9 protein-coding genes are annotated in these 11,797 nt (G+C 62.8%); 4 read left to right on the top strand and 5 right to left on the bottom strand.

Annotated features, from left to right (window positions below):
* A partial coding sequence (locus tag AWC02_RS21880; protein ID WP_165757869.1) for a hypothetical protein occupies window positions 1-755 on the top strand: 755 nt, incomplete at its 5' end.
* 112 nt (window positions 756-867) lie between these two features.
* Entirely contained in the window at window positions 868-1,731 is an 864-nt protein-coding gene (locus AWC02_RS07935; protein ID WP_085128247.1) for a hypothetical protein, read from the top strand.
* Window positions 1,732-1,786: 55 nt separating this feature from the next.
* Here the strand turns inward: AWC02_RS07935 and AWC02_RS07930 are convergent, their stop codons facing one another.
* The 4 genes from AWC02_RS07930 to AWC02_RS07915 are packed head-to-tail and all read right to left on the bottom strand — an operon-like array spanning window position 1,787 to window position 6,666.
* Entirely contained in the window at window positions 1,787-2,221 is a 435-nt protein-coding gene (locus AWC02_RS07930) for a hypothetical protein (protein WP_085128246.1), read from the bottom strand.
* Between the two features lie 28 nt (window positions 2,222-2,249).
* Window positions 2,250-3,818, bottom strand: a complete 1,569-nt coding sequence (locus AWC02_RS07925) for a hypothetical protein (protein ID WP_133055612.1) — start codon at window positions 3,816-3,818, stop codon at window positions 2,250-2,252.
* Window positions 3,815-4,213 (bottom strand): hypothetical protein, encoded by a 399-nt coding sequence (locus AWC02_RS07920; RefSeq protein WP_085128244.1) that lies wholly within the window; start codon window positions 4,211-4,213, stop codon window positions 3,815-3,817. The genes AWC02_RS07925 and AWC02_RS07920 overlap by 4 nt, the downstream gene beginning before the upstream one ends.
* Window positions 4,210-6,666, bottom strand: a complete 2,457-nt coding sequence (locus AWC02_RS07915; RefSeq protein WP_085128243.1) for an AAA family ATPase — start codon at window positions 6,664-6,666, stop codon at window positions 4,210-4,212. Before AWC02_RS07915 ends, AWC02_RS07920 begins: the two co-directional genes overlap by 4 nt.
* A gap of 168 nt (window positions 6,667-6,834) precedes the next feature.
* Between AWC02_RS07915 and AWC02_RS07910 the strand changes: the two genes are divergently transcribed.
* Together AWC02_RS07910 and AWC02_RS07905 are read left to right on the top strand one after the other, a co-directional pair.
* Window positions 6,835-10,833: a DUF3427 domain-containing protein gene (locus tag AWC02_RS07910; RefSeq protein WP_085128242.1), complete on the top strand. Its 3,999-nt coding sequence runs from the start codon at window positions 6,835-6,837 to the stop codon at window positions 10,831-10,833.
* A 27-nt stretch (window positions 10,834-10,860) separates the two neighbouring features.
* Window positions 10,861-11,388, top strand: a complete 528-nt coding sequence (locus tag AWC02_RS07905) for a GIY-YIG nuclease family protein (protein WP_085128241.1) — start codon at window positions 10,861-10,863, stop codon at window positions 11,386-11,388.
* A gap of 36 nt (window positions 11,389-11,424) precedes the next feature.
* On the opposite strand, the gene AWC02_RS07900 is transcribed toward AWC02_RS07905, so the two are convergent.
* The coding region (locus tag AWC02_RS07900; RefSeq protein ID WP_237160379.1) for an integrase core domain-containing protein at window positions 11,425-11,797 on the bottom strand (373 nt) is incomplete at its 5' end.

Genomic DNA, 11,797 nt, shown 5'->3' with positions numbered 1-11,797 from the left:
CGTTGCTGATTCTTCCTGCCCGAACACCGGGCATCAGAGTCGCACAACAACTGGACCACTACGAGGGGCTCACCTCAATTCTTCCTGCCCGAACACCGGGCATCAGAGTCGCACAACAACTGGACCACTACGAGGGGCTCACCTCAGAGTTTCGGATTACCGTCTTTGAGGCTGACACCGGATTGCCCATGAGCACCGGATTCGACACGGTTTCCAAGCGCGCACGAGAATTGCTCGAGAAGGAGGGCGGGTTTATCGTCCATGCGGTTGAACCGAATGGTGACGGTCTTGCCGTGGTCATCGAAGTGCCGCAGGAGACGCGTGTAACCGCCCACGCCTCAACGTCCGAGATCAAGCCAGGGGAATTCAGTTTGGTTTTCGACGATGTCGTCGCAGACGACGACGAACCGTTCTCCTACCAGATCCGATTCACCTGGGACGGCGAACGCGCGGCATCGTTTATGTTAGACGCCGCCACCGAGGAAGATGATCCGACGTTCGTTGGCGAGATCAATAGCGACCCGATCCAGGGTTGGGTCTCCTGGCTCAACGAAAACGATGCGTTGATCGCGTTCCTGCATCCATTAGCAGAGGAAGAGGGTTGGGCACGCGTTACCGGCGGAGCCCCCGGCGCGGGCAGCGAAGACCCCGAATCTGCGCTGAAGGAACCACAAACCTGGATCAACCTTAGCAAGCTGATTCACGCGGTAGTTTCGAATGAGCCTGTCCCGGAGATGATCAGACGAACCTATTAGATTCAGATGGCTTCTGTGGTCGAATATCCATAGCCATGATGGGCCTCCGAACCTCAATCTTGCGGAGCTGGCCTGTTTCAGTAGTAGTTGAGATTCTGACGGGAGGCACGGGGTGAGCGCAGACGTCGTCTACGAGATTGTCCGCTACGACGGCGAAGGTGACGACGCATTGCTGCTGGAGCGGTTACAGCTGCGTCAGACAGCCGGGAAATTTCTGATGCGTGACGCCTCTGGCAACGAAACGCCCTGCGCAGGAGCGAATATTGCGTCGGTGTTGTCGTCGACGCAGTCATTGCGGCGGATCGGCGCTGGCGAGACAGTCCGAATCCGCTGCGCACCGGAAGTCGTCGCTCAGTTGCCGTTCGTGCTAGAGCCGATTCGAAGCGGCAAGGACTCCAGCGGCAACTACGCGACGGTCAACGGCGCCCCGTGGGCGGCTTACCGCACCGTCGATGACGACTACATCATGATGCCGGGTTCGGACGAGGACGAAGAGCCGGACATGAGTCCGTGCTGGGCGGAGCACGGCATGGAGGAAGGCGAGTGGAACCCGTTGATGGGGTACACATCAATTGGGCTTGCGCTCCCAGGGGTCGCCGTTGAGTATGGCCGGTATGACCATGGCGGGATCGACTCCAGCTCAGCCGTCGCGGTCAGGCCATTCGATGACTTCGCGACTGCCTTCGCCGATTGGCTCGTGGAAGGTTCCGTGCACGAAGGCCTTTGGGGTGGGGACTCAGCGCCATACTCTCCCACTGTTCAGCTATTCGCTGACGCGGCCGACGCTAAGGACCGTCGAGGCGTCTGGAGCTCCGAGATGGACGACGAGGACGAGGACGAAAGCGAGTCACTCTACGCGTCGGCCTACCTTAAACTTCATCTCTCCGCCGAGCTCATCGAACAGGTCCGGGCAAGCCTCCGTTCACGAGACCCCGCGTACGCCGAAATTCTAGATCGGGACGTGCCGAGTCATTAATATTCGCAATTTCCTGACCCGCAGAATGTCGTTGGGGCGTGAACATCGACCGGCGCTATTCGTATACTAGGTCGGTCCGTTCCACTGTGTGCCCCAGAGCGCGCAGGTCGGCCGCGATCTCATCAGCTTTGTCAGCCGGTAGGCTCAGAAATTCCCCATCGTGAACCGATGTGCCAATGTCTCCATCATACTTCTTGATCAGCTCCTCCGGGAACCAGTCGACCTGCTCCTGGGCCAGCCAAGGCGGGTAGTAGTCGGGCGCATCATCAGTGGTAAACAGATCGCCATCGGCGGGGATGTCTTCCTCACGATCCTCGAACCACGGAAGAAATTGGTCCTCCCAGTCCCCGTCTGGCAGGTTACGTTTGAGCTCTCCCCAGGTTTTCGACTGCAACAAGGCCCGCCAGATGTGAGCCACATATTCAGCACTACCGCGTTCGGCAAACGTCACGGTGGGGCTGCCAGGAATCACCCGGTATACGATGTCCATCGTACTTCTACCTCTCCTTCATCGGTCCCTAGTCTCCATCATGAAGATCCTTGTACCGTCCTGTCGCTAACTGCATTTCCAGCCAGGAACCAAAATCGATTTGGGAGATCGCTGAATTCGTAGTCAAATATTGACGGCTTGCATCGTGAATATCCACAATGTGGTCGCGGGCCTTGTCCAGATACTCGACAGACCGTTCGTCGCTACTTGATCCCAGATCCACGAGTACGAACTTGACGATCGCGTCAGAAAGCCGGACCCACTGAGCTGGATCGGATACGCATCCCCCATTGGTCGGGGCCATACCTACCAGCCGGGCGTGGCCTTCCAAGCCCAGCTCACTCCATGTGTACGTGAGCAAGACGTCCTTGCTGTCTGGCCATGCCAGGACCCCGCGCGCCGGCGAGCTGGACGCGATCGAGAGTCCGCCGTTGACCCCGCTAATGTCCTCGTGCCATTCGGCGGTGTGTGCTCCGTCCCAGCTGAAGTCAACATCATGTGCTACCGGGTGACCACCGAAGGCCGTTGTCCATACAGTGATATGCACGTCTCCGGGTTCGATGGCTTTCGGCAGCTGATCGATGGGCTCCTCCTGCCAGGGCTCGAGATCGAGCTCCAAACCGGCGTCGGTACGAGTGACTTGGTGGGACCCGATTCCTCGTCTGCCAAAATCTTTGGCTTGTGCTAGCGACACATCTTTCTGGATGAAGTCGACGACGTCTTCTGCCGACAGTTCGGTCTTCTCAAGCCACTCGGAGGCTGTCGCTACCGTGATGCCACCGCAGATGAACCTGACGGCGTCCGGCGCAGCGATGTTCACCGCGTTCCATTTCCGTGCCTCCGAAAGCGACACGCCGGCACCGACGAAAGTCGCTGCGTTCCAGGGTGAAAACCCCTCCTCAGTCCACTGGAGGACGACATCGAGAGACACCTGCTTGCCAATCAGGTCCACGGCTTCAGTGGACGACAAACCTGCTGCCAACCATTCGCTCGCCGTAGCGACGTCCACTCCCGCGCGGCAGAAAGGTGTGGCCGCCTCGACGGAAACATCCTTGGTTATCCATTCCTGCCACTCAGCGGCAGCGATACCCGAAAGGCTCCAGTCATGTAACGTTCGCCCGCTGACACCGCTCCTGCGCAAGTCGATTACATCGTTGATGGCGAGGCCGGCTTCCAGGACACCAATGAGTTCTTCTGCGCTCCAATTCTGGATCGCTTCGAGGATCTCACCGAAGGTTGCGTCATTCGACAGGTACGGAACGAGGGGTGGCAGGGTTGTCGCTCTGTGACCCGCTGCTCGCCAATGCTTCATGTGCCCGTGCGTTAAGCCGACCTGCGACAGCGCTTTCGACCAGGGGACAATGTTCCAGGAGTCGACTCCCGCGTCCCGCCAGGCAATAAATTCGTGCGGAGCTAAGCCGCTAGTCAAGATCGCACTGAGCGATTCGGCATTGGGCGCGTAGCGGGTGATTGCGTCGACCCACGGTTTCGCTTCCTCCGGCGAACCAAAGACCTTCCTAGCAGTGCGAAGATGGAGGTCCACTAGCCGCAGTCGAGCCCAGTCGCCTTCGGCCTCGGAGCTAGGTGCGTCTGTCATCCTTTTCCCTTCGAAGAGAAGTCATTCCCGATTCGGGAACCCCCGCCAACGCACCCCAGCCGCACCGCGGCGCACAGCACCCGAACCTCGTGCACCGTCGGCGACAGCTGGTAGGCGTGCTGATGGCAGAAACCGCTCAGCTGGTGCCAGGCGTCGATGAGGACGCCCCCGAACGGCGTGGGGTCGAGCGACTTGAGTACAGCGAGTTTCGCTTTCTGACTCCCGATCACCGCCTGACCTTCGCACAGCAATTCACAGCGGGCTTCAACCAGTTCCTCCACCGCTTGGCGTAGGAGAAATGCTGCAAGGCGCGCGGAGTTGCCGATCGCCGCGCTGTCCGGGGAGTCTAGGAGCGCTTCTGCTCGCGCAAGCAGCCGCTCGGCAGCGGTGGTCAACGGTTCTCCACGATGTCGCGAACAGTTTTGCGGAGGTCCGCGATGCTGCCGCGGTCGAGCACGGCACCTTTGTGCACGCCCGAGGCACAGATGGCTATCGTCGGAAAGCGATGCGGCCGATACGATTTCCATCCAGCGATATCTCCTGATGCCACCCCGGTCAGCGCCAACGCCACCCGCATCTGGGTGGTCGTTGCCTCCTGCCACTCCGCATCAGACTCATGGTAAGCCACACCGGCTTTGGCTTGATCGCTGAAAAACCTCTGGTGCGCCGCAGCCTCGATCGCCATGCGGAATAGACCGGGCGCGGCCTTCCGCTTGACCAGGTCATCCAGACCGTCATCGAAGATCACCGCTTCCGCATCCGCGACGTACCGCTCGGCCGGCAGGTCGTTCTCCTTGACCACGACCACCGACCCGTGCTCTCGGGTGACGTCAAGCAGTTGTGCGGGGACGGACCGGGCGCGGATGGCCGCCGGTAGCCGGTCGTCGTGGGAGAAGACGATCACCTGGCGGGTCTTCGCGAGCTCGATCAGCACATCGAGAAACCCGCCGATCTTGGCTGGGTCCATCGCCTGGATCGGGTCGTCAAGCACGATGAACCGGAATGGGCTGGCCGGAGTGGTGGCCCGCGGGATGAACAACGCCAGGGCGAGTGCATGTAGTTCGCCCTGGCTCATCACCGATAACGCTCCGGCCGGTACGCCATCGACGGTCCCGTCGATGACCGCACGGCGCCTGGTGGCGGACCCTTCAAGTGTGATGCTGCCCAGGTCGACGTTGCTCTCATGGCGCATGCGACCCCAGATGTGCTGGGCTTGATCCACCATCGGGGCCAGACGCCGATCCCGGAGTGTCTCGGCGTTGGCGCGCAACCACTTCAACGCCGCCTTCACACGATCGAGGCGGTCATCGTCTTTGCGGGCGGCGGTCTCCATTTCGTGCCACGCTGCGATCGTGCGGGCGATCGGCGCCCAGGCGTCCTCCAGCTCGGCGGCGCGCTGCGCGGCCTCTGCCCGGAGTGCGGCTGCGGCCTCAGCCACGTCCAATGCCGCCACTTCCAGGTGAGTCGGCAGGTCGGACAAGCTCTCGGGCGCCGATCGCGCACTCGCCAGGGCGTCGTTGAAGGCGGACAGCGACGGCAGTTCGATACCTTCGACCAGGGGCTGACTCGTCACGGTTCCGAAGAAGCCATCAGCCGCCGATCTAGCCAGCGTCAACCGCTGCGTCGCCGCTTGATGTTTGGCCGTGCTCGCGTCAGCTTCGTTCAACCGTTCCTGCGCCGCTGCTCGCCATGCGGCGTCGATCGTTCCGGTCTCGCAGACCGGGCAGGTGCCGTCACCGATGTCGGCGTGCAGATGCAGCGCCTGACGCAGCAGCGTCGCTCGTGCCGTCATCGCCTTCACGACGGCATCGGCCCCCGCCACATGGTCGTCGATCGCGGCCCGCAGGTCGTTCGCCACCTCAGTAGCTTTCGCCGGCTCGGGGACAACCAAGTTGGCCAGTGCCCGCAGCTGCGCAATGGTGGTCGCCTGAGCGTTACTGGCCCCCGACGTCGTCGCCCAGACCGCATCGAGGTCGTATGGCGTGCGGGCAGTCAGCTTCTTGACCTGCGCCGCGCGAGGGTCAGTCGAGCCGTCGAGGGTCTTTCGCAGTTGGATTCGGGCATCGTTCGCAGCCTTGCGTGGCCCGCTCAGCTGCTTCTCGGCGTCCTTGAGCCGACTGTCGGCATCGGCGATCAGGTCCAGTCCGAGGAGGCGGTTGAGCGAGTCATAGAGCGCCGACGGTGGGTCCTGCAGACGGCCGCCGAGCTCGTCGTAGGACATCAGCGGGCGGTGGGTCTCCAGCGCCTGTTCCCAGCCAAGCGCGGCGACCAGCTCACGCTTCTGCCCTTTGATCTGCGACCACCGGCGGGCATCGTGCAACTCTGCCCCCGTCGCCCAGTCGACGCCGACCGTGGCGGTCGTGCCACCGCGGGCGTCGTCGGGTTCCATCGCGAAGTCGATGGCGATCGCCGCCGGTTCGCCCATGTGCAGGTTCCGCCACGAGGTTTCCCACTGCTGACTCTTCTTGTTGGCCCACCGATAGCTCGAACCGGTCAGGGCATACTCCAGGGCCTCGGCGAAGCTGGACTTCCCAGAGCCGTTACGGCCGCTGATCACCGTGATGCCGTAGTAGGGGTTGAGTTCCAACGTTGCGCGCGGGCCGATCCCGCGGAATCCCGACACCGTGATCGAACGCAGAAACGCGCGCAATGGTGCGGGCCTGTCTGTCGTCGTCGTGCCGGGACGCTCGGGGACTGGGGCCTGGCCGCCGAGTTGCTCAGCGAGTTCGTTGTCGCCGTGCAGCGCCGCCGCGACGAGGTACGCGATCTCTTCGCTCACCGTCTCGTCCGCGTCGAGCAGTTCCCAGACCTCCGCCTCGACTGAACCGCCGAGCTCCGCGCCGTCCACTATCACGTCCTTTCACCGAGGTAACCCGCAGCTTCGCACACGGGGCCGACGAACCGCGGCTGCTCCGGTGTCTTGCTGCCGTCGATCGCGCGACACTGTCGGTGCTGCTGGGCATAATGCTGGCCAACCGCTGCGAGACGGCTGCCCGACACGACCCGAAAGTGAACAATGCCCTCCTCGGAATCCCCCTTCTTCGACGTCCCACGTACTGAGTGGATAACCTCGAACCGGTCGGCGTTCGCGCTGTGGGACCCCTTCCCCGTCAACCCAGGCCACGCCCTGGTCGTGTCGCGTCGGCAGATCGCCGACTGGTGGGCGGCCACCCCCGAGGAACGCATCGACCTGATGGCTTTGGTCGACGACGTGCGTGCCCACATCGAGCATCTGCATGATCCGGACGGGTTCAATGTGGGCTTCAACGCCGGGACCGCCGCCGGCCAGACCGTAGACCACCTGCACATCCACGTCATCCCGCGCTACGCAGGCGATGTCGTGGACCCGCGCGGCGGCGTGCGCAATGTGATCCCCTCCCGCGGCAATTACCTGGCCAAGCCAGACGAAACTTCCGAAGAGCCCGGATTGACCGTGAGAACACCACTGTTGGTCGATGGACAGGTGCGGCTGCTGCTGCCGGAGTTGGTGCAACATCTTCGGGACGTCGACTACGACCATGTCGACATCGTCGTCAGCTTTATCAAGATGTCCGGGCTGAACTTGATCATCGGTGCGCTCCAGGACAGCTTGGAGGGCGGCGCCACCGTGCGGATTCTCACCACTGATTACCTATCGCTGACCGAGCTTGCCGCTCTCGCCCGCCTGCATGACTTGATGGACGATCATCCCGACCAGCTGGATGTCCGAGTCTTCCACGATCCGGACGTCAGTTTTCACCCGAAGGCGTATTTGTTCTACTCGTCGCACGGGCAGACCGAGGCCGCCTTCGTGGGTAGCAGCAACCTGAGTCGGTCGGGCCTCGATGGTGGCATCGAATGGAACCTGATGGTGGCAGCCACCGATGAGTTGCGAGAAAGATTCCAGGCGCTCTGGAGCGATGAGCGAAGCATGCCGCTGACCGATGAGCTAGTCGCCGCGTACCAGCCGGCGCCGGTCTACGTTCCGCAAACAGTCGAAGTCATCGACGCACCCGAGGCGCCGCCGGAGCCTCGCCCGATTCAGCAAGAGGCGCTGCGGGCCTTGGCACAGACTCGCGCGGAAGGCTTCCGGGCCGGAATGGTCACCATGGCCACAGGTCTCGGCAAGACCTGGCTAGCGGCGTTCGACGCGGCACGCCCCGATGTGCGGCGGGTGCTGTTTGTTGCGCACCGCGAGGAGATCTTGAAGCAGAGCCGTGACGTGTTCCGCCGAGTGATCCCGCAGGCCTCCCTCGGCTTGTATTATGGCGAGGAGAAACAGCTCGACGCCGAGGTCGTGTTCGCCTCGGTACAGACGCTGTCACGAAACCTCGACCGTTTCGCTTCCGACGCCTTCGACTACATCGTGGTTGACGAGTTTCACCACGCCGCCGCCTCCACCTACCGCAACGTGCTTGATCACTTCACTCCAAACTTCTTGCTGGGGTTGACGGCGACACCGGATCGGATGGATGGCGCCGACCTGCTGACGCTCTGTGCTGACAACTTGGTGTTCTCCTGCGATCTTGTGGAAGGCATCCGGCGGGCGGAGTTGGTGCCGTTTCGCTACTGGGGTGTGCGGGATCTCGTCGATTTCGCGCCGATCCCTTGGCGCAACGGCAAGTTCGACCCGGCAGCCCTCGAAGCAGCCGTCGAAACCCAAGAGCGCGCCCAGTCGGCGTTCGACGAGTGGCAATCGCGGCGCGGTGGCCGCACCTTGGCGTTCTGCGTCACGAAGCACCACGCGGACTTCATGGCAGAGTTCTTCGCCGCGCGTGGAGTTCGTTGCGCCTCGGTGCACAGTGGACCGACCAGCGCACCGCGGCATGCCTCGATTGAGGCGTTGCGCGCCGGCGAGCTGGAGGTGATCTTCACCGTCGACATCTTCAACGAGGGCCTCGATGTACCGGATATCGACACCGTGCTGATGCTTCGGCCCACCGAGTCGCCGGTGGTCTTCCTACAACAGTTGGGCCGCGGCCTGCGGACGCTGGACGGCAAGGACGCGCTGACGGTGATCGACTTCATCGGCAACCATCGGTCGTTCCTGCTCAAACCTCGCACGCTGTTGAGCCTGGGACGCCGGGAGGCGCCGACGACGCTGCAGGTGCTGCAGGCATTGGAAGCAGGCGACTTCAACCTGCCCGATGGCTGTTCAGTCGACTACGACCTGACGGTGGTGGAGATGCTGCGTGCACTGTCCCGTACCACCGCCCACGATGCGATCGAAGAATACTGCCGCTCCTTTCTAGCCGAGGAAGGGCTGCGTCCGACGGCTGCGCAGGCGTTTCGGGCCGGTCACGATCCGGCGGTCGTGACCGCCAAGCATGGCAGTTGGTTTGCTTTCCTGCGCACCGCCGACCTGCTCGGCGAGCGCGAGGCCGCCGTCGTCGATGCCCACGGCGAAACCCTGCGCGGCTTTCAAACCGAGAGCATCACCAAGAGCTACAAGCTGGTGGCGATCCGTGCACTGCTGCACGACGGCGTGCTGCGCATCGGCGCCGAGATCTCTCACAACGCGGACACTTCTCGCGGGCTACTGCTCGCTGATCCCCGACTAGCCCGGGAAGTGCCGGCCAAGGAGTTCCCCGACCTGGCCGGCGCTCCGACAGACAAATGGGCAGGGTACTGGCGCAAGTGGCCGATCGCACACCTTGCCGGAGCCGGGTCTGAAGCTGCTCGGCCAAATGCATTGTTCCGCCTGGAATCTGATCGGATCGTTCCGGCATTCGTGATAGACGAGGCCCTCGGGGATGTTTTCGACAGCCTTGTTGCCGAGATCATCGAGTACCGTCTGGCCAGTTACCTTCTTGACAAGGCCGCCCCGACGACTCGCTCATGGACCTGCCGGCTCGCCTACGCCAACGGCCATCCGGTCATTCGGCTGGACCGACGGCAGCATCCGGATCTGCCGTCGGGGACTGTTTCGTTCATCGCCGACGGCGTCGAGTACGACGCGTCGTTCGCCAAGGGCACGATCGCACTGGCAACCCGGGATGGCGCCGCCGGCAATGCGCTGCCGGGGCTGTTGCGGGGGTGGTTCGGTCGGTCGGCCGGGCACCCCGGGACTTCGCACACCGTTGAGCTCGACCAGATGGACGGCACTCTGGTGCTGCGCCCCGGCGCGGTCGCTTCTGACGGGTTTGACATCGAATACGTGCCATTCTTCGGCGATTACACCGTGGCGTGCGGGCCGGACGCGGCAACGTCATGGAGCGACCACACCGCCACCGAGATCGCGATCCGGCGGCAGGCTGGTCAGCAGCTGACACCGTCGAGTCACTTCGTATGCTTCGCCCACGGCGATTCGATGGACGGCGGCCCGAATCCGATCCGACACGGCGACCCGCTGTTGTTTCAGTGGATCACTGGCGGATCGGCACGTGACTACGTAGACCAGCCGGTGTTGGTCGAGACGGCCGGCAAATCAGGTGTTGCCGGGACACTCAAGATTCTGCGCCGACAAGGTTCGGGCTATCTCCTAGAATCAGCGAACCCCGCGGTGGCCACGATCGAGGGCCGTTCCGATATGCGGCCTGTGGCCCGCCTGGTGTCCAAGCTCGACCAGCAAGACGTCAACCCACTGGCGGCGCGGATCGGCGAGCAGTTCAAGAGTATGGACGTGCCGACGCTCTACGGCGAAGTCTTCAATCCGGGCAACTGGCGTTCCGGCCACGTGTCGCTCCGGCAACACGCCATCCTGTTCGTCACATTGGTGAAGCGCGCCGATCGCACCGCCTACGTCGAGCACTTTGAAGCCCCCGACATCTTTGTATGGAGCTCACAGCTGTCGACGAAGCCTGGCGGCAAGAAGGGCCGAGAGATCCTCGAAGCACTGCAGACTGGCAAATCGATCGAGCTATGGATGCGCCGGAAATCAACCGACGGGGCCTTCACCTACCTGGGCCGAGTAGTGCCGTTGAGCCACGAAGGATCGGAACCGATGTTGGTGACCTTCCGGCTGCTGACGCCGCTGACCGGTGAGCTGCAGTCGCGGCTCGGGGTGGAACTACCGCCGACCGGGGCAGCGGAGTGACGTCGATGCGCCTTGCCGGAGGGTGCCATGGGTCGGGGCGAGTTGATCGACCGCTACCTCGCCGCGGTGCCGTATACGCGCAGCGAGGTCCTCACCCGCCCGAGCCCCATCCCGGCCGAGCCGGGCGTCTATGGGTGGTGGTTCCATCAGCTGCCGACCACCATTGATGTGTCCCAATGCGAACGCAAGGGCGATCTGACACTGCTCTATGCCGGCATCAGTCCCAGGAGGCCACCCACGAATGGAAAGCCGCCCAGCCAGCAGAACATTCGAAAGCGGATCAAGCAGCATTACCGTGGTAACGCGAAAAGTTCGACGCTGCGCAAGACGCTCGGCTGCCTGCTGGCCGTTGAACTCGGTATCGAGCTCCGACGAATTGGATCAGGCACACGGCGCACCTTCGGTGCTGGCGAGGCAGCACTGAGCGAGTGGATGGCCGACAATGCTCTGGTCTCCTGGATCGCGGTACCGGAGCCATGGCTGTTAGAGCGCGAGCTGTTCACCACGCTGGACTTGCCGTTGAATCTTCGGGACAACTCGCACAGCACTTTCTGAGCCGTCCCGGTAAGTCCGGGGACTGATTTCCTTGAATCACCCCGCCTTCGGTGGGGTGTGCCTGTGATCGTAGTGAAGCGCTTCGACGGCTGCGGGGGTGAAGTCGTCGAGGTAGTCGTGGGGACGTTCGGTGTTGAACCAGTCGACCCATTCGGCGGTGGCGAGTTCGACCTGGCTGACGTCGCGCCACGGGCCTTGCCGATGGATGAGCTCGTTCTTGAACGAACCGACGGTCGTCTCGGCGAGCGCGTTGTCCAGTGCGTCGCCGACCGACCCGACCGAGGGGTCCACTCCTTCGTCGATGAGCCGCTGCGTGAACGCCACCGACGTGTACTGCCTGGGTTCAACTGGTCCTTGCAACACCGGGTTATTGGAGTGAGCGTAGCTGCTCTTCGAACACCTCGGCAGG

Origin of the sequence: Mycolicibacter engbaekii, assembly GCF_002101585.1 — a bacterium.
Classification (GTDB): Bacteria; Actinomycetota; Actinomycetes; order Mycobacteriales; family Mycobacteriaceae; genus Mycobacterium; species Mycobacterium engbaekii.
This window is presented reverse-complemented; position numbering and strand designations above follow the sequence as displayed.

Bases quoted from the DNA above. Each gene is read 5' to 3' on its own strand.
- AWC02_RS07930 (WP_085128246.1), bottom strand. From the start codon at position 2,221: ATGGACATCGTATACCGGGTGATTCCTGGCAGCCCCACCGTGACGTTT.
- AWC02_RS07925 (WP_133055612.1), bottom strand. From the start codon at position 3,818: ATGACAGACGCACCTAGCTCCGAGGCCGAAGGCGACTGGGCTCGACTG.
- AWC02_RS07910 (WP_085128242.1), top strand. From the start codon at position 6,835: ATGCCCTCCTCGGAATCCCCCTTCTTCGACGTCCCACGTACTGAGTGG.
- AWC02_RS07905 (WP_085128241.1), top strand. From the start codon at position 10,861: ATGGGTCGGGGCGAGTTGATCGACCGCTACCTCGCCGCGGTGCCGTAT.